Raw genomic sequence first — 18,510 nt, forward strand, 5'->3', positions numbered from 1 at the left:
TTACTAACGAAATGGAACTTGCAGCAGAGGAAATATTCGGGCCGGTGGCGCCGATTCTCCGAGTCGGCAATGCCGAAGAAGCGTTGGCTGTAGCCAATGAAACGAGTTTTGGATTAAGCGGCGCCGTGTTCACGCGCGACGTGCACCGGGGCATGCACTTTGCCCAGCGAATGCATGTCGGTATGGCCCATGTCAATGATCAGCCTGTCATCGATTTGCCGACCTGTCCGTTTGGCGGCGAGAAGAACTCCGGCCTCGGCCGGTTCAACGGCTCTTGGGCCATCGAGGCTTTCACTACCGATCAGTGGCTGACAGCACAGCACGCGCCGCGAGGCTTTCCCTGGAATGCTTCCGCCGTACAGGGGCCATGGTCCTGAAGGTGCATAGCGCGGACGATGTTGCTCAGCAGGCCAATTCCCCCTGATAAACTACGCTACCGGCTTTTGTTTTGGGGACTGTTGCTGCCCCTGGCGCTGTCGGCACGGGTATCGTTATTGGGCGCCGGAACCGCTGGAACGGGGCTCGCATTGGGTTGCGTATATGCGCTTCGCGGCGTGTCAGAGGCTTGGAACTCGCGTCGTCCGCTGCTTGTTTCTTTCATGGCCCAGAGCATCAGAATTATGGCAACGCAGACCATCGCGATCAGGAAGATAATTGCAAAGGGTACATTTTTGTTCATGCGATGCTCCTTCGCGTCGGGCTCAGCGAATGTGGCAACCGGTGTGCCAGCCATCTCATCAATCATAGAGGTCGGACGGCGCGGCGCGTTGATATCACGCAACCTCCGCGACTCTCGAACAGGGCTACCTGCATCATGTGCGCTCGCAAGGAGCGGACCGGCCGATGTCGTCGTATGATGCGCCTTGAGCTTGCAGGGTTCGGCGCAACGCCGTTGATCGAACTCTATCTGACGGCCAAGGCGCCGGGAGAATTGGACGCTGCCTAGCTCAAAGCGACGCGTCTGCTGACCGGGTCCTGCCGTAACATCACTAGGCATGGCCGGCGCATCGATGAGTGCATGTCATGGCAGATGGCTAATAAATGTAACGATGCGCCGATACTTGGCCGTGGACAATCCTCACTAGCGTACTGGGTTCAGGAGATGGTTGGATGGAGGTCTCGCGCCCGGAACGCCATCGAGGCGCGGCATCGGCAAACAGTCGATCCAAGCAGCGGACGAAAATGCGCTGGTCGAGGCATACGGTGCAGCTGATTCTTCTGAAGAACGTCCGGCGACGACATGAATAGTCTCATGACAGATGTCGTCGGCGGCCTGATCGAAAGAATGCGCGCCGGTTGGTCCGTCGGAAGGCTGGTTGACGGCCGTAAAGCAAGTCAGGGCTAAAGGCGCAACCGGACCTAGCGCTTAACTGACTTGGAGATAGATTTGGGTCTCAGCGGTTATCGCGTCGCCACTCTTCCGTTGCCAGACGCATGGCTTCCGTGCGGTCGCAACCGGTCCGATCCATCCAGCGCTTGATCAGGCCCTCCTTCCCCTGCGCGCTCGTCATTGAAAAGACGCGCTGAAAATCCCGCTGGGTTTCCGATTGCCGTCGCAAGTCGGCTTGTCGCCGCGTTGCCGGATCCGGCCGCAGCGGCTGCGATCCATGCTGCAACAGGTAATAAGCGACGCCACCGACTAACAGCAGCAGCAACAGGCCTAGAATGATTTGTTCCGTATCCATGTTCGCCACTCCGCTTGAGCTGGCCCAATATCCCTCCCGGCCCGGCCATTCGCATTGACGGATCGCAAGCCGGTGGGTGGCGGATCCAAGGGGTGGTTAGCTAAGGAGCACCATTGAACATTTTGGCCCGTTTTGCGTGAGCGTAAAATTCGCCAACTGCTCACATTTCCCGTATTGAATGTCCGTTTTGTCCCCACCAGCAGAGGAAAAGCGACATGCCGGGTCGAGCGGGGCGCGACTCGGCTAAGCGGGAGCGTGATCGCGGGTCGCGCTCAGACGTTCGGCAAGAAGTATCTCTTGATGTTGTCGCCGTCGGTCTTGAACAGCACGCGGGTGCCGCGAAGCTGCCGAATCTGCTTCTTGGTCCTTTTGATCATGCCGTGGCGCTTGCCGGCGTGGGCCGCCATTACTTTGCCGGTGGCAGTCACCTTGAAGCGCTTCTTTGCGCCTGATTTGGTCTTCAACTTGGGCATTCTGGCCTTCCTATGGCTGCGAGATGACAAAGCGACTCGGCGATGGCCTCAATCGTCGCTTCGTTCTGAATATCCGAGACAGCGAAATCCTGCGGAAGCATTAGATCAACGATCTGCCGCTAACCGTCCGGACGCACGGCCCACTATTTGGGAATTTCCTGAACATGATGGCGGGCTTAATCTTAGCGAACGATCCAGCCGCTTCACTGCGCAGCATTGTACTGAGAGTATCCGCCGATAGCAGGCCACGGGATAAGTTCTTATATTCATACTCGCACCCTTGCTTTGGCCGGGGGTAACGCTTTCGAGGTAACCGACCGGAAAGATGAACGATCGCCTCGCAAGAACGTTCAACTAAATGCTGCGAATTCCCGCACCGTAAAAGTACGTAATGCGGTCGCCGATGTCACAAACGAAGCGGCGCAGAGTTGCACGCTGGAAATTGATTGCAGCCAACGAGACGATGCTGACCGTTGAACGTGAAGAAGCGAGTCGGGCTTTCGATACCTTTGCACCGGATTTCATACTGCAGGCCACCCCCGACCAACACCTCAACGACCATGAACAAAAAGCCTTCATATTCTCTCGCAGCCGAGTTGAGGCCTTTTGTAGCTCCGTTCCGCTTCGACGGATCGAGCGAGTTTCACCTCAAATCACAGAAGACCAGAGAGAGGGGAGGTCTCGACAAGGGCCAGGGCGAGGAGATCATCGAGGCCAACCACAAACGGTTGAGTGATTTCCAGGAAAAGCTCTACGCGCAGAACAGTTGGTCGTTGCTGCTGATCTTCCAGGGCATGGACGCCGCCGGCAAAGACAGTGCCATCAAGAGCATCTTCAAGGGCATCAACCCGCAGGGCTGCGAGGTTCATTCCTTCAAGCAGCCGTCAACGCTTGAGCTCGATCATGATTTCATGTGGCGCAGCGTGATCGCGCTGCCGCGGCGTGGCCGCATCGGCATCTTTAACCGTTCTTATTATGAAGATTGCCTGGTGGTGCGGGTGCATCCGGAGATTCGCGCTAAGGAGAAGATTCCCGCCCGGTTGATTACCAGGAATATCTGGCGCGAGCGGTTTGAGGACATCTCTTCCTTTGAGCGCTACCTCGCGCGCAATGGCACAATCATCCTGAAGTTCTTCCTCAACATATCGAAGGAAGAACAGCGCCAGCGTCTTCTCGCGCGACTGGATGAGCCTTCGAAGAACTGGAAGTTCTCGATGGCCGATATCGCCGAGCGCGCACTGTGGGAGAAATACCAAGCGGCGTATCAGGAGGTTATCAGGCATACCTCAAACGAGGCGGCGCCGTGGCACGTGGTACCGGCCGATCACAAATGGTTCGCGCGAGTGGTGATCGGCTCCACTGTCGTCAGCGCGCTCAACAGGCTCGATTTGCAGTTCCCCAAGGTCGACCCTGCTTCGCTGCAGGAGTTAAAGCTGGTCCGCAAGGCATTGCTGGCGGAAGGGCAGGAGCGAAAAGTCGGTAAAGTCGCCGGTCAACAGGTTAAGTGAACCTAGAAAGGGTTTCATGCGCTTAGCAGACCCGGCACAGCCGCGGCGTCCGGGCTGGTCGGGTGGTTCGGGGCGACTTTCTTTATGCGTCCATGCTGGCAGGTCCATTGGTACCGATGCGTGCCCACAGCATCAGCACGATTGCAAAACAGACGAGCGCGACGATGACCAGGACGGCATAAGGCTTTCGGGGCTCATGGGAGTTCTCCTTTGCCTGGATTATCAAACCCAAGAATGAACTTGAGCGCGGCGCAAAGATCGCAGCCATAACCGTATCATTTTGGCGATGGCGTTGTCCCATCGCTGACCGCAGCTGCTCACTCGACGAGCGCCTGCTATTTTCCCAATTAACCGGCGCCGCATTCGGGCAGGCCGCAGTACTATTCAAGCGCTCCGAGCCGCGACGTCACCAACTTTTGCGTCTGGCCCTTGATCCCCAGTCGATCGAGTAGAGCGTTGGCAACAGCTTCCGAGGATGCTGGATTCTGTCCCGTGATTAGGTCGCCATCGGAGATGGCATAGGGCTGCCATTTCTCTTTCCGGGAATAGTTGCCGCCGTTGTTCCTCAACATATCTTCGACCAGGAACGGTAAGACGTCAGTCAGTTCAATTGCAGCCTCCTCGAGGTTGGAAAATCCGGTGACGGATTTGCCGGCGACAAGGGGCAGCCCATTGGATGCCCTGGTAGAACGCAACGCGCCGGGCCCATGGCAGACGAGCCCTAATGGACGACGCGTGCGGGCCATGGTTTCGATCAGTGCGATTGAGTGGGGGTCATTGGCGAGATCCCATAACGGCCCGTGGCCGCCTGGATAGAAGGCGGCATCATGGTCGCGGGCCGAAATGCTCGACAGCGTCCGGGTGTTCGTCAACTCGGCTTGCGCATGACTGTCGCGCTGAAAGCGAATAGTCGCTTCGGTCTCCGCCTCGGCCCACTCGCTTCTTGGATCGACCGGGGGCAGGCCTCCGTCGGGAGATGCAAGTGTGAGAACGATGCCGGCGTCCTTGAAGATGTAATAGGGCGTAGCGAGTTCATCGAACCAGAGGCCAGTCTTCTTCCCAGTGTCCCCAAGTCGGTCGTGCGAGGTTAGTACGATCAATATCCTCATCTCAGGTTTACTCCTCTGCTCGGCACCTCGGTGGTGGAGCATCGGGCATCATGGTTCGACGTTCATTGAGGGTCATCAATTTTGCCGTCAAAGTGCAAACCAGCGCTGATTGGCACAGGCTTTTGGTTGTTGTCACGTCACATTAATTGTCGGCGAACTTTCGAAGCTCGTCCTGGTCGAGCGCCTCTTCGGTTTTACCAGAGACCAGGTCGCTCTGATTTCGAACCGGATTACTCTCGTGATCGGCCCCAAGATAAAGGCGACGAGTTGGTGCGCAGCCTCTTTCGTGGAATGTCTGTTGTTGAAGCATCATCATTTGATGGGGATCTCAGCTGAGCATCTCCCATTCATGAAAACTGATCCCCGTCAAGGCCCTAGGACAACTGCAGCGGCATACTGTGCCACGCTTCCGTACTCCCGGAACGAAAGACGGCCGAGTGTTGAGAAGATTCGACGCTGCTGAATAGGCTGATCTGAACAAAGTTGGACTTCTGCCGCATGTCCCACAGTCGATCATGTAGGCCAAGCAGAGGTGTCGTTGAGCCGTCCGCCGACCCTCTCCTCGAGCTGTGTCGCTGTTACGGCCGCTTCGGGTGGGATTGCGGTTGCCAATCTCGATTACGACCAGCCGATGCTGACCGAAATCATGTGTCTAGGCTTAGGTTCATCGCTCCGCTGGTCCGACAAGAGGGAGAGACCGCATGCGAAGTTCGTGTACCTGCGTCGCGCTTGCCGCGTTCATCCTGGGCATTTGCAGCTCCATGGGTGCAGCCCAGCCGCAGAGTGAAGGTAAAAAGTCGGGAGATGCTCCTTGGAGCACCGGACGCACAGTATTGCCGGACAATCAGGGTCAACCCCAGCCACAGGGATGGACCGGCCCACTATCGACCGGCACTGGCGGCGCTCCACCGACAAGTCCACAGGGGGGCACACCGCCAGACATGCAACCCGCGCCGGGCGGTGCGACCAAGAGCATCGTTGATCCTTCTCCTAAGTACTAACGCGTGACGTGGCTGCACGAAGGGAGAGCCCCGATGAATGGCCCCATTGCCGGTCCGGCCTTGTGGTTTGCTGATGCATCTACGGGGTCAGGGCAGGAGGCCTCGGTACTCTCACTGTTCGCAACCACAGCGGAGAGAGCCGTGCTCTCGGCGCGCAGTAGACGGGGCAGGAGGAAAAAATCTGTCTAGAAAATGATGTTTGTCATGATGCCCACGTCTCGTGCTGTGCGCATAGTGGCAATTGAGTTTGATCTCCAACGCCCGTTGGAACCGTGTGGAAAGGCTTGTGTATGAAGGGACGTGTCCAGGCAGCTGTGTACCGGCGTGATCTGCTTCGCCTCGCGATTGTGAGCACTGCCGCCGCGACCGGTGGAACGTTGACCATCGAGCCCATCGTGGCTGAGCCCACGGGTAGCGCTAAGCGGAAGCCCCGTTACCGGGCGAACTCAGCCGAGGTTCAAAACTTCTATCGCGTCAACAGCTATCCCGCCCCATAGGGAGGCGCGCATGCTGTTCAGGAAGTCGGAACGTCGCAGTCGTGGGCAAGCAGCTGTCGCGCCGTGTCAACCACGCACGGGTATCGATCGCCGGACCTTCTTGAACCGCTCGGGCGTCACCATCGGTGCGCTGGCGGTGCTTGGCGACTTGCCACTTGGTTGCGTTCGTCAGGCGGAAGCCGGCCCGCCGCCTCCCGCGGGTGCCACAGTTAACACCCGTAAGAACATCTGCACACATTGCTCGGTCGGCTGTTCGGTTATCGCAACAGTCACGAACGGCGTGTGGACCGGGCAGGAGCCAGACTATGACAGCCCGATCAATCGTGGATCGCATTGCTGCAAGGGTGCTGCGGTTCGAGATGACGTCTTGAGTGAGCGCCGCTTGCGCTACCCCGTGAAGCTTGTCGATGGCCGATGGACGCGTCTGTCATGGGAGCAGGCCATCGACGAGATCGGAGACAAGCTCATTGAGATTCGCGAGAAGTCCGGACCGGAGTCGGTGTACTGGCTTGGATCCGCCAAGTTCACCAATGAAGCCGCCTACCTCAACCGCAAGCTTGCGGCCTTCTGGGGCACGAACAATGCCGACCATCAGGCGCGTATATGCCATTCCACGACGGTCACCGGGGTAGCCAATACCTGGGGCTATGGCGCGATGACCAATAGCTACAATGACATTCGAAATGCCAAGACCATCATGGTCATGGGCGGCAACCCAGCCGAGGCGCACCCGGTTTCGCTTCAACACATTCTTGAAGGCAAGGAGCTGAACCGGGCCAACATGATCGTCATCGATCCACGAATGACGCGGACGGCCGCGCACGCGACGGAGTATCTTCGTGTTCGCCCCGGAACCCACATCGCGACGATCTACGGCATGCTTTGGCACATCTTTCAAAACGGCTGGGAGGACAAGGAATTTATCCACCAGCGGTCGTACGGCATCGACGAGATCCGCAAGCAAGTCGCGAAGTGGACGCCCCGGGAAGTCGAGCGTATTACAGGTCTGCCTGAAGCACAGGTCAGCCATGTCGCGGAAATGTTCGCCAAAGAGAAGCCCGCAACATTGATCTGGGCTATGGGGCAGACGCAATTCTCGACCGGCACAGCGAACGTCCGTGCCAGCTGTATACTGCTGCTGGCGACAGGCAACGTCGGATGTCCCGGAGGCGGCGCCAATATTTTCCGCGGCCACACCAATGTGCAAGGCGCTACCGATCTCGGCCTCGATGTGACGACGTTGCCACTCTACTACGGCCTGACCCAGGATGCCTGGCAGCATTGGTGCAGGGTATGGGAGATCGATTACGACTGGATCGCTTCGCGCTTCGCGAGCAAAACGCTGATGGAAAGTCCGGGAATTCCGAGCACGCGCTGGTTCGACGCGAGTTTATTGCCGAAGGATCAGGTCACACAGCCCGACAATGTGCAAGCGATGTTCGTCATGGGGCATGGCGTCAACACGATCACCCGCATGCCGGAAGCCAAGCGAGGGATAGAAAAGCTCGAACTGCTGGTTGTGTGTGATCCGTATCCGACCGCATGGTCGGTGCTCTCGGAACGCAAGAACGGCATCTATCTTTTACCGGCCTGCACCAGCTTCGAGATGGATGGTTCGCGAACCGCCTCGAACCGCTCGCTGCAGTGGGGTGAGAAGATCGTGGACCCAGCGTTCGAATCGAAAAACGACTACGAGACGTTCTATCTGCTCGCCCGCAAGCTGGGTTTCGCCGACCGTATGTTCAAGAACATCAAGGTAGAAAACGGCGCGGTATCGGCGGAGGATATTCTGCGCGAGATCAATCGCGGCGGCTGGTCGACGGGCTATTGCGGACAATCGCCGGAGCGGCTCAAGGCGCACATGAGGAACCAAGCCAAATTCGATCTGGTCACCCTGCGGGCGCCGAAGGATGATCCGGAAGTGGGTGGAGACTATTACGGCTTGCCGTGGCCGTGCTGGGGGACGCCCGAGTACAGACATCCCGGCACGCCGATTCTCTACAATACCAATCTTCCGGTAAGCGAAGGCGGCGGCACGTTCCGCGCGCGGTTCGGCGTCGAACGCATCGTCAAGCGCAAGGTGATGGAGAACGGGCAGGAAGTCGAAAAGGAGCAACACGACAATTTGCTTGCCGAAGGGTCGTATTCGGTCGGCTCCGAAATCAAGGACGGCTACCCCGAGTTTACGCTGGCCGTGCTGAAGAAACTGGGCTGGGACAAGGACCTGGCTCGGCAGGAAATGGAGGTCATTCAACGCGTCAACCGTGCCAATCCCGATGCGGTGTCATGGGCGCTGGATCTTTCCGGCGGCATTCAACGTGTCGCAATCGAGCACGGCTGCTCGCCGCACGGCAACGGCAAGGCGCGCATGATCGCCTGGAATTTGCCTGATCCAATTCCGGTCCATCGCGAACCGATCTACACGCCCCGTCCAGATCTCGTGGCTGATTATCCGACGCTGCCGGATGCCAGGCAATTCCGCGTACCCAATATCGGCTTCAGCATTCAGAAGGCTGCCGTTGACAAAGGCATTGCCAAGCAATTTCCCTTGATCCTGAGTTCGGGACGGCTTGTAGAATACGAAGGAGGCGGCGAAGAGACGCGATCCAGTAAATGGCTAGCAGAACTGCAGCAGCACATGTTCGTCGAAATCAATCCGGTGGATGCAGGCGCCCGCGGAATCAAGGATGGCCGATGGGTTTGGGTAACCGGGCCAGAGAGTAATTCGAGGGCTCGCATGAAGGCCGTTGTGACGGAAAGAGTAGGCGAGGGAGTGGCCTGGATGCCTTTCCATTTCGCCGGTTGGTACGAAGGCACCGATCTGCGTCCCAAGTATCCGAAAGGTGCCGATCCGATCGTGCTCGGCGAGAGCGTGAACACGCTCACGACTTACGGATACGATCCATCGACCGGCATGCATGAGCCGAAGGCCACCCTTTGTCAGATCAGGGCGGCGTAAGAGGATAGAGCCCTGGCGTGCATGAAATTCCCTTGTAGATGCTGCAAAGCCTGCGTCACCATCCGCAAAAACTAGAATGACGTCTCCTGGAGAATGACGGCTAGCCCAGTAAGTTCGGTTTCGATGCGTGCATTGCACGGTCCACCCTGCGGGGGGCCGTGTGACATGCATCAATCCGACAGACGATTGCACTCGTGCTGCTTCGAAAGATTTGTGCATCAGCTGCGGCTACTGCTTCTATGCCCGCTCACTCGCGGCGCCGCAATATCCGATGGTCAATTTCGAGTTTCGCGGCAAGACGTCGCGATCCTGGAAGGTTGGCTGTTGGGTGCAGCGATACAGATACATCAGCGATCGCCCGGTTGATACATGGTGGTGCGCCAAACGGGCGTTCGCATGGCAGGCCCTGCGGCGGATCAAGGTTTGGTGGCGGACCTCAGCTACCAAGTGCACGACTTTGCTCGCTAATCTATGATGTACAATTTCCAGCGCGAGATCGTAGCGCCCGAACCGCTCAGCTATCCCCTCTGCCGTCAGTTCGAGCGCGCGCCCGGGGCGGGATTGCCAACTGAAGCTACTGCGTCCGGCGCGCTGGAATCGACGATTTCGGCGGCGCGCCGAGGTGTGCTGCTTCGATGAGAGGCCTCGCGATAGTGTTCACGGGACATCAGAAGCAGCAGCAATCCAATAATATCTGACCTGCCAATAGTCATAGATGTCCTGGTTGCGGGCCCGAGCTGTTTGCTCCCAGTGTTCCCCTTGCTCGATCTTCGGCGCGTTCTTAAGCTCCCCTTCGGTGATGTCCACCTGGAAGCCATCGGGCTTTTCATTCCAGGTCAACATCGACCAGGGAATAGGGTAGTGGTCCTCTCCGATGCCGAGGAAGCCGCCGAAACTCAGGATCGCGTAGGCGATCTGGCCGGTGAGCTTGTCGATCATCAGGCGCTCTACCTTCCCGATGCGCTTGCCGTGTACGTCATAGACCGGCATTCCTTCCACGCTGTCGCTAGTGATGAGGGAAGAAGTGTGGCCCTCTTGCATCGGGACGGGTTGCTCCCAATAACCATAGACCCGCTCGTCGCGGTCCGGGTTCGCTTGCTCCCAGCTTTCCACTGGTTCGGCCTTCGGAGCGTTCTTGAGTTGCTCCTCGGTGATGTCGACGCGATATCCACCGAGCTTCTCATCGTAGTTCAGCATCGGCCAAGGAATCGGATAGTGGGTCCCGCCGATACCGAGGAATCCCCCAAAACTCAGGACCGCGTAGGCGATGCGGCCGCCGGCCTTGTCGATCACTAGCCGCTCGACCTTCCCGATGCGCTTGCCCTGTGGATCATAGACCGCAGTGCCTTCTACGCGATCGCTTGCGATCACGGAAGACGCAGTTTCGCTCTCCGTCGCGGATGCGCGCTGCATTGTAGTCACCATTGATTGTCTCCTTGATTGGCACATTCAAAACCAGAGCATCGGCCCCCGGATTACTAATCGATGGTTTCGGAGGCTTGCACTCTATTGCATGCAGCTACGAGCTACGCTGCCATCTCGTCCGCTGCATTGATGGCCGTCAACGCACGTGCACGGTCTGCGGATGCTCGCGTTTGGTGAACTCGACGTCCAGCTCGCATAGCGACCGTTGCGTCAAGTGAAGAGCGTTGCAGCGTGTAACAGAACGCCAATTGAGCGTCAGGGTCAGCGTCCATTACCATGCTAGGCGTCGTTCACCACGACTGAAGCTGTTAAATCACCGGCCGGGCTGGCCGATTCGAACGTGGCGCAGCGCGTCCCCGCACGAGGACTGGCGATGTGACGCGACTTTTCGGGCCGTCAATGCTCGAGCAGGTAACGCGAACTGCAGCGGGCAAGCGACATTTCTACGAAACCCTAGCATACAGATAGCATTGTGACCCAGCTCTCATGACCTGGTTCAACGGCGCGTCCTAGCTGATGAACGTCGACTGTTGGGGAGCCGCCAAATGGAGCGACTTGCTGCCTCGACAGGAGATGGTCAATATCATGGTGCAGCTCAAGCTCCCCAGCTGCGACACCCGTTACGCCGCGGCCCCTAACGCCGCTACAGTAGTATTTGAGATGGACGGTTTCTTCGCGGGCCGTCCGCCGTAGCGGGCATGGCGTGATCCTCGCCGCGCGGACCGCCTGTCCGCGAGTTCTAGCAGCGCCGGACTTTGCGAACGATCAAAGTGCCGTCGGGCCGGTGGTGGCGCTCGACTACTATCCGGCAGTCGTCCCAGGCGTAGCTACGCCACGCCGGCTCGCGCACGATCACGTCGCGTTCGACCACGCGAGGTGGAGGACGAACGACTTCTTCTTCCCAGACCTGAGCTGAGCTGGGCCATGCGGCCAAAGTCGTCATGATGCCCGCAAGACCTATCGCGAAAATTCTCATGCTGTCTCTCCTTGCAATTTGACCGGTTGGCAGTGGGGGCCCAACGCTTGGCGATGTTGGATGTTGCCGTCGGTTGCGAAAATAAAGCACATGAGGCGCGGGCCGGAAATTGACGGCTGTCAAGGGCGCACTCGAGCAGCAGAGCTAGAAAAGCAGCCTGCGCCAGTTGGGCCACCAGACGCTCTCGAATGGTCCATATTGCTGATGCTGCTTTCTCGACCGGTGTGCTCAGCTACGATCTTTGCTCTGCTTTGTCTTTACTTTGCGGCCGCCGGCACATGGCTCGCCGTTCTCGGACGCACCTGGTATTATACGATGGCCGGAGTCGGCCTGCCCGCAGACTGCCTTGCGAGGAAGTCTACGTCACCTTCGGCTTACATCCCCATCTCGGAAAAGAATGCCATCGATCTTGCCAGAACGGTGAGCCGATTGCACCCTCTCTACCATTCTTATTGATGACCGGGAGGCGAGATGGACCAGTTGAAAGAAATTGCAGGATGCGGGTTCTTCAGAAGCCGATTTTACAGAAGCCATGGACTCGGCGAACTGGCGGAGGAAGTCACCTGGCGCTCGGCTAAGATCAGGTGCCTCGGCATCGATGATCCACGAGCATTTCAAATCAAGTCATGCTGCCCGGCATGAAGCAGCGGACCGTGGTTCCCATGTAGTCGCGGATCGGCCAAACCATGGTTCTTCCCACTCTGTTCGGCTCGGTGATGACGGCCTCATCCGGAACGTCAATCCATTGGTTGTCGAGCCGTACGCGGTAGTGGCCGTCGCGGGTTTCCCAATCGACATCGCTGACCGCCGTGCCGTCGGAGCAGCAGGGTCCCTTGCCCGATCTGAGCTGGTCGAACCAGGCTTTCAGCGGCGAATTGGCATGGCGGCCGTCGTCGCGGGCGTGCGCCGATAGTATCGGCGATGCCAGCGCCAGGATACAAGCAGCCGAAATGGCAATGGGTCGTTTCAAGCGCTTTGCGAACACATCACTCTCACGTCGAGATGTTGGAGCTGCGGGCGCGATCTGAATGGTAACGTCGTGCGTCAACGCCGTCGTTGACAACGAGCAATTTTAGAATGATTGGGATTTGACCTGCATTGCGTGCGCGTGCAATTGCGAAAGCTCTTCATCTGCGGGGTCTTGTCCTTCCAATCTTCAATAGCTACCGTGTCGATTTGACCGCTTTTCAGGCGCTATCGAGATGCGCCGCGGATCAACCAGTTGGATATCTCATTGACGCGCGCGAGATGTTGCAGCTCCCGGAATGGGGCTCGTCGACGTCGGGCAACATTTCCGCCGCGGTACTGGCCAGAGCAATCGCACCTCGAAGTCACCGTGCCGCCAATGCTCGATGGCGGCGTGGATCTGCCGCATCGATGCGTAGTGGAAACAGCTCTCGACGTGATGAGTGTTGCCGATCGCCGGTTCCCTCACGCTAGATGCGAGCCCTCACTGAGGCGAACGCAGTTCGCTATTCGCAAGTCTGGAGAGGCGGGGCCAATAGAGCGGATCGCCGCCCGCACAATTGATACAATCAAGAAACGGTCCAGCGCTCCACATACCGGACAGGGAACTGGGGCAACGTTCCTCTGCAGGTAACGCCTCATCTTACAACTCCATGAGAGGCGCATCTTGTCGGGCGGACACTGTGTGATCATGCGCGCAACGAACGCCGACGGCGTGACGAGGGGTAACACCGACTGACCAGTTCTTGCCAGCTATCGGCCAGCAATGCCGGTTTCCATTCCTGAATTGACAGCGGTCAACGCTTCCTATTCAGGAGCGGGCTAGCGTGGCTTATTCATTCGGGATTGGCCATGCGAAAGATGATGCAAGGCATCGCCACGGTTTTCGCGATCGCTGTCGCATCGCCAGCGTTCGCCCAAGGCAGCGTACGCTACGAGTTGCTCCCTGAGCCGGATGTCAAATCCAACACCTCATATCGGACGGCTACGGCCTATGTAGTCGACAAGAAGGAAAATCAAATTTTTGTATGTTCGGCGCGCTACAACTATCGTGACCTGACAGCGAACAATGGTTCGTGCGTCAAGCTCGACCCGACGATCGGCCGGCCATCGCTAAACGAGACATATGTGGCCCATCCAGTGACGGGCTCCACGATATTGAACCCGTTCCTGCCGGTGATCTGGTTTATCCATCCAGGCAGCGGCGATGTTCAGTTCTGCGCCATTCGTCACGCCGGCCTATGCGTGAAAATTAGTCTGCCGTGAACGACAGAGGAGTCGCATCATGACCGTGACGGAGGCCACCCGCACTATTGTACTACCTTCAGGTGAACACATTCCAATGCTCGGCCAAGGGACCTGGCACATGGCCGAGAATCCGCTGAACCGGACCAACGAGATCAAAGCGCTACGGCTCGGCATCGATCTCGGCATGAACCTGATCGACACGGCCGAAATGTACGCCGACGGTGGCGCCGAAAGGCTTGTCGGCGAGGCCATCAAGGGACGGCGCGACGAGATTTTTCTGGTGAGCAAGGTGCTGCCTCAGAACGCCACCCCACAGGGCACGATAGCGGCTTGCAACCGAAGTCTTGCCCGGCTTGGGGTGCATGAGATCGATCTCTATCTGCTGCATTGGCGAGGACTCGCTCCGCTGGAAGAAACCGTCGATGCTTTCGAGGCTTTGGTTGGCGCAGGCAAGATCCGGAACTGGGGTGTCAGCAATTTCGATATCGGCGACATGCAGGAACTCGTCGACTTGCCCAATGGTGCCAACGTCGCGACCGATCAGGTGCTCTACAATCTCGAGCGTCGCGGCATCGAGTTCGACCTCTTGCCATGGTGCCAGCGCAGCGGCGTCCCCGTTATGGCCTATTCGCCGATCGAGCAGGGCCGTGTGTTGCGTGATGTCACACTCAAGACCATTGCGGCTCGTCTCGGCGCGACCCCGGCACAAGTGGCGCTGGCATGGGTGCTACGCCAGGACGGCGTATGTGTTATACCGCAGTCGGGCAAGCCGGAACATGTTCGCGAGAATCGTGGCGCGCTGGACGTTCGCTTGACGCCACAGGATCTCGCCGATCTCGATGAAACCTTTCCGCCGCCGGACCGCAAACAACCTCTGGCGACGCATTGAGCCCAGTTCGGGAGCCATCCTAACATGAGTGCACAAATCCGCCACATCGTTTGTCCGCATTGCACAAGCATCAACCGAATTCCGGCCGAAAAAGATGCGCGCCGGGCGAAATGCGGCCATTGCCACCAACTCCTGTTTACGGGGCATCCGACGCCGGTTTCCGCTCGCGCCTTTGCCACCCACATCCAGCGTAACGATATTCCCGTCGTGGTCGATTTCTGGGCAGAGTGGTGTGGGCCCTGCAAGGGGATGGCACCGGCTTTTGAGCGCGCCGCCGGCGAGTTCGAACCCGAACTTCGTTTTCTGAAGGTTGACACAGAGGCCGAAGCCGAGCTGTCAGGTCGTTACAACATTCGAAGCATTCCAACGCTGATGCTATTCCATAAAGGCAATATCGTCGCCCAACGCACTGGAGCTGTGGGTGCCGAGGCGTTGCGCCAATGGCTACGCCAGCATGCGCCATTGGCCGCGCCTGCAGCCTCATGAGTACACCATCACAGTCTTGATGTTGACGAACTCCCTGATGCCGTAGCAGGACAATTCACGCCCATAGCCGCTTTCCTTGATGCCTCCGAAGGGCACTCTCGGATCGGAACGAACGTTGTCGTTGACGAAGACCATTCCCGATTCGATCTCGAACTCTGCAATCCTTTCTCCGCGCGCAAGATCGCGGGTGATCACGCCGCCGCCAAGTCCGAATGGGCTGTCGTTCGCGACCGCAATCGCCTCGGCCTCGTTCCGGGTCGGGATGATTGCCGCAACCGGACCGAACAATTCCTCTTCATAGGCCGGCATGCCTTTCCCTACGTCGGTGAGAACTGTCGGCGGATAGTAGGCTCCCGGATGATTGGGCACATTGCCGCCGAGGAGGAGGCGCGCTCCCTTTCCGACGCTTGCGACGACCTGCCGGTGCAAGGAGTCGCGCAAATCGTGCCGCGCCAGCGGACCTATCTCTGTCCCATGCTCGAACGGGTCTCCCATCTTGGTCTGGCTCATCAGCTCGACAAAGCGTTTCTCGAAAGCCGGCCTAGCCTTTTCGACCACGATGAATCGCTTGGCAGCGATGCAGCTCTGGCCCGAATTCAGCAGCCGGCCTCTGGCGCATATGGCGGCGGCGGAGCCGGTATCGGCATCTTCCAGGATCAGGTAGGGGTCGCTGCCGCCGAGCTCGAGCACTGTCTTCTTGAGCATGGCGCCAGCCTTGCTCGCGACTGCGCGCCCGGCGGCGCCGCTGCCCGTCAGGGTAACCGCGCGTACGAGCGGATGCTCGATCATGGCCTCGACTTGCTTGCTTGTGATCATCAATGTGCGGAGCAGATTTTCGGGAAAGCCGGCGTCGCGAAAGATCTGTTCGATCGCAAGCGCACAACCCGGAACGTTCGAGGCATGCTTGAGCAACGCGGCATTGCCCGCCATCAGGCTCGGTGCTGCGAAACGAAAGACCTGCCAGAATGGAAAATTCCAGGGCATGACCGCCAATACCACCCCGAGCGGGTTGAACGCGACGAAAGTTCTGCGTGCTTCCGTCCATACCGGCTGACGTCTCAGGAAATTCTCCGCATTGTCGGCAAAGTACTCGCAAGTCTTGGCGCATTTCTCGGCCTCTGCAACACCCTCGTGAAAGGGCTTTCCCATCTCCTCCGCCATCAACTTTGCATATTCGCGCGCCTTCTTGTTCAGGATCTCGGCTGCATTGCGCATCAGCGAAGCGCGGTGTTCGAAACCGGTGCGGCGCCAGGCGAGGTAATCCTGGTGAACCGTGCCGACGACGTCTTGCGCCTCCACGGTCGACCATTCCTCATATGTCGCAAACGGCTCACCGGTGGTGGGGTTGACGGATTGAAATGTCATCGCGGATGGTCCTCGCATCGCGCTCGGCCGGGCGGCACTCGCTGTCGATCACCATGAGTATGCGGGGTTCGATAGACCATGACGGCCGTCAATATGCGCTCTTGCAATGCAAGCTTTGATTATCGCCAGCTCTGGTCCACGCACGCCTTGGGCTGTTCGCCGCGGTCCTGGGCCAGCGACGGGTAGTCGGTGTATCCCTTCTCACCTCCGCCGTAGTAACTGCTGGGATCATCGGCGTTGAGTGCCGCGCCCAGACGCAGACGGTCTGGCAAGTCGGGGTTGGCGAGGAATTTCCGGCCGTACGCGATCAGATCGGCCCATCCCTCCCGAAGCCACTGCGCTCCGCTCTCGGCATCGAAGCCGCCTGCCACGATCAGGGTTCCCCTGAACTTGTTCCGGACCAGCTTCGCCATATCCAGAGCGGCTGGATCCGGTTCTTTCCCGCTTTGCATCTGCTCGAGCGCGGGGTTGACCATATGCAGATAGGCCAACCCGTATTCGCTCAGGCGTTCGGCCACATAGCCAAAGGTTGCTTGTGGGTTGTCGTCATGTATGTCGTTCAATTTTCCCAACGGGGATATGCGCACGCCGATGCGATCCGGTCCCCAGACCGGCGTCAGGGCCTCGACGATTTCAAATAGCAGGCGGGTGCGGCTCTCCACCGCGCCGCCATAGGCGTCGGCGCGCCGATTGGTGCCGCTTTCGATAAACTGGTCGAGCAAATAGCCGTTGGCTGCATGGATCTCCACGCCGTCGAAATCGGCCGCCACTGCATTCCTTGCCGCACGCACATATTGCGCCACCACGTAGGGCATCTCCTCGATGTCAAGCGCGCGGGGTCGTACAAAGGGAACGAGCGTGCCTTCCCCCCGCTCGTTTTCGATGAAGGCTTTTCCAGCAGGGATGATGGCCGAGGGAGCGACGGGCAGCATGTTGTCGGGCTGTAGCGCAGGATGTGAAATGCGGCCGACGTGCCAGAGCTGGCAAAACATCAGGCCCGCCGCCTGATGCACCGCGTCGGTAATACGTTGCCACGCCTCGACCTGCTCGCGGCTATGAATGCCGGGTGTCCAGGCATAGCCCTGACCCTGCATCGACACCTGCGTCGCTTCGCTGACGATCAGCGCCGCCGAGGCGCGCTGCGCATAGTAGCAGGCCGCCAACGCGCCCGGCACATTGCCGGGCTGTCGCGCGCGCGAGCGCGTCAGCGGGGCCATAACCACGCGATGGGACAGATTGAATGGACCAAGGCGGTACGGCAGGAACAGTGGTGCGGTATCCGTCTTCCGGCTCGCTTCTTGCGTTGGTGTCGCTGTCACCACGTCATCCATCGCCTGCTCCTGCATAGGGAAGAACCTCATTACAATCCTAGCTACCTCGAGAACCGCCCTCACTGACGATTGTCAACCAAACGGGTCAGAGCAACGATATGACTAAGACAAAATGGTTGGAACGCGTCAGCCGCCAGACTATCGCTGCAGTCATTCAATCGAGATGGTCTCCGATCGATGGCCGGACGAAGCCCGGCGATCGGAGACCGAGCTGCGATTCGTCTGCACGGCCTGCGGTGACCGGGGGCGCTGATGTACGGCCGCACGTTGCGCCTGCCCTCATGGGCACGATGCAATGAAAGAGGCCGCCAACTGATGCGGCCCTGCTTCAGCGTTATGACTTCACCGGTGCCTTGCAGGTCTTGCAGCCGTCCTCGGTATTAACGTCTTAAGGCCATTCGGGATGAGATCGACGGTTGACGCGTCTTCGTTGTCCTGAAAGAGGCTGGCCGTGCCGGTCCGTAGCATGGTCTTTCATGACGAACCGCCAAATTCATGCACTCGGCATTCGTTCAAATCAAATTAGGCCACCGAAATTTTAAGATAGGCCACTCGATGTCGGTGGCACACAGCAAGGCCTTTGATGATGCAG

16 protein-coding genes and 1 pseudogene are annotated in these 18,510 nt (G+C 58.6%); 6 read left to right on the top strand and 11 right to left on the bottom strand.

Annotated elements, in window-relative coordinates:
* On the top strand, nucleotides 1-377 hold a 377-nt coding region (locus J6525_RS19780), incomplete at its 5' end, for an aldehyde dehydrogenase family protein (RefSeq protein ID WP_225645925.1).
* A gap of 56 nt (nucleotides 378-433) precedes the next feature.
* Here the strand turns inward: J6525_RS19780 and J6525_RS19785 are convergent.
* The 3 genes from J6525_RS19785 to rpmI form a co-directional block, all read right to left on the bottom strand.
* Complete coding sequence (locus J6525_RS19785; protein WP_225645926.1) at nucleotides 434-781, bottom strand: hypothetical protein; 348 nt, start codon at nucleotides 779-781, stop codon at nucleotides 434-436.
* Between the two features lie 613 nt (nucleotides 782-1,394).
* Nucleotides 1,395-1,685 carry a hypothetical protein gene (locus tag J6525_RS19790; protein ID WP_141340121.1) on the bottom strand — a complete coding sequence of 97 codons (291 nt, stop codon included), beginning with the start codon at nucleotides 1,683-1,685 and terminating at the stop codon, nucleotides 1,395-1,397.
* A gap of 272 nt (nucleotides 1,686-1,957) precedes the next feature.
* Nucleotides 1,958-2,158, bottom strand: coding sequence for a 50S ribosomal protein L35 (rpmI, locus tag J6525_RS19795; protein ID WP_141340122.1), 201 nt, complete (start codon nucleotides 2,156-2,158; stop codon nucleotides 1,958-1,960).
* Between the two features lie 560 nt (nucleotides 2,159-2,718).
* Here rpmI and J6525_RS19800 point away from each other — a divergent pair.
* A complete protein-coding gene (locus J6525_RS19800; RefSeq protein ID WP_225646037.1) occupies nucleotides 2,719-3,666 on the top strand; it encodes a polyphosphate kinase 2 family protein in 948 nt (315 codons plus the stop codon).
* Between the two features lie 82 nt (nucleotides 3,667-3,748).
* Here the strand turns inward: J6525_RS19800 and J6525_RS19805 are convergent, their stop codons facing one another.
* Both J6525_RS19805 and J6525_RS19810 read right to left on the bottom strand, forming a co-directional pair.
* Nucleotides 3,749-3,934 (bottom strand): hypothetical protein, encoded by a 186-nt coding sequence (locus tag J6525_RS19805; protein ID WP_225645927.1) that lies wholly within the window; start codon nucleotides 3,932-3,934, stop codon nucleotides 3,749-3,751.
* Nucleotides 3,935-4,046: 112 nt separating this feature from the next.
* Complete coding sequence (locus tag J6525_RS19810) at nucleotides 4,047-4,775, bottom strand: type 1 glutamine amidotransferase domain-containing protein (RefSeq protein ID WP_225645928.1); 729 nt, start codon at nucleotides 4,773-4,775, stop codon at nucleotides 4,047-4,049.
* Nucleotides 4,776-6,283: 1,508 nt separating this feature from the next.
* Between J6525_RS19810 and J6525_RS19815 the strand changes: the two genes are divergently transcribed.
* The gene (locus J6525_RS19815) at nucleotides 6,284-9,232 is read left to right on the top strand and encodes a formate dehydrogenase subunit alpha (protein WP_225645929.1); all 2,949 of its coding nucleotides are present in this window, start codon (nucleotides 6,284-6,286) and stop codon (nucleotides 9,230-9,232) included.
* A gap of 657 nt (nucleotides 9,233-9,889) precedes the next feature.
* On the opposite strand, the gene J6525_RS19820 is transcribed toward J6525_RS19815, so the two are convergent.
* The 4 genes and pseudogenes from J6525_RS19820 to J6525_RS19835 form a co-directional block, all read right to left on the bottom strand.
* Complete coding sequence (locus J6525_RS19820) at nucleotides 9,890-10,273, bottom strand: PRC-barrel domain-containing protein (protein ID WP_225646038.1); 384 nt, start codon at nucleotides 10,271-10,273, stop codon at nucleotides 9,890-9,892.
* A 6-nt stretch (nucleotides 10,274-10,279) separates the two neighbouring features.
* A pseudogene (locus J6525_RS19825) lies at nucleotides 10,280-10,657 on the bottom strand (PRC-barrel domain-containing protein); the annotation flags it as partial.
* A gap of 739 nt (nucleotides 10,658-11,396) precedes the next feature.
* Nucleotides 11,397-11,633: a hypothetical protein gene (locus J6525_RS19830; RefSeq protein WP_225645930.1), complete on the bottom strand. Its 237-nt coding sequence runs from the start codon at nucleotides 11,631-11,633 to the stop codon at nucleotides 11,397-11,399.
* Between the two features lie 619 nt (nucleotides 11,634-12,252).
* Complete coding sequence (locus tag J6525_RS19835; RefSeq protein WP_225645931.1) at nucleotides 12,253-12,603, bottom strand: hypothetical protein; 351 nt, start codon at nucleotides 12,601-12,603, stop codon at nucleotides 12,253-12,255.
* An 848-nt stretch (nucleotides 12,604-13,451) separates the two neighbouring features.
* On the opposite strand from J6525_RS19835, the gene J6525_RS19840 reads away from it, so the two are divergent.
* From J6525_RS19840 to trxC, 3 genes are read left to right on the top strand one after another with little or no spacing between them, the layout of a single operon-like run.
* A complete protein-coding gene (locus J6525_RS19840; RefSeq protein ID WP_225645932.1) occupies nucleotides 13,452-13,865 on the top strand; it encodes a hypothetical protein in 414 nt (137 codons plus the stop codon).
* Nucleotides 13,866-13,884: 19 nt separating this feature from the next.
* Nucleotides 13,885-14,736, top strand: coding sequence for an aldo/keto reductase (locus J6525_RS19845; protein ID WP_225645933.1), 852 nt, complete (start codon nucleotides 13,885-13,887; stop codon nucleotides 14,734-14,736).
* Between the two features lie 24 nt (nucleotides 14,737-14,760).
* Complete coding sequence (trxC, locus tag J6525_RS19850; RefSeq protein WP_225645934.1) at nucleotides 14,761-15,222, top strand: thioredoxin TrxC; 462 nt, start codon at nucleotides 14,761-14,763, stop codon at nucleotides 15,220-15,222.
* On the opposite strand, the gene J6525_RS19855 is transcribed toward trxC, so the two are convergent.
* Both J6525_RS19855 and J6525_RS19860 read right to left on the bottom strand, forming a co-directional pair.
* The gene (locus J6525_RS19855; RefSeq protein ID WP_312009808.1) at nucleotides 15,217-16,605 is read right to left on the bottom strand and encodes an NAD-dependent succinate-semialdehyde dehydrogenase; all 1,389 of its coding nucleotides are present in this window, start codon (nucleotides 16,603-16,605) and stop codon (nucleotides 15,217-15,219) included. The genes trxC and J6525_RS19855 overlap by 6 nt on opposite strands.
* Nucleotides 16,606-16,706: 101 nt before the next feature.
* Nucleotides 16,707-17,918 carry an alkene reductase gene (locus J6525_RS19860; RefSeq protein WP_225645936.1) on the bottom strand — a complete coding sequence of 404 codons (1,212 nt, stop codon included), beginning with the start codon at nucleotides 17,916-17,918 and terminating at the stop codon, nucleotides 16,707-16,709.
* Between the last annotated feature and the right edge of the window lie 592 nt (nucleotides 17,919-18,510).

It is taken from the genome of Bradyrhizobium australafricanum, assembly GCF_020329495.1.
GTDB classification, from domain to species: Bacteria; Pseudomonadota; Alphaproteobacteria; order Rhizobiales; family Xanthobacteraceae; genus Bradyrhizobium; species Bradyrhizobium australafricanum.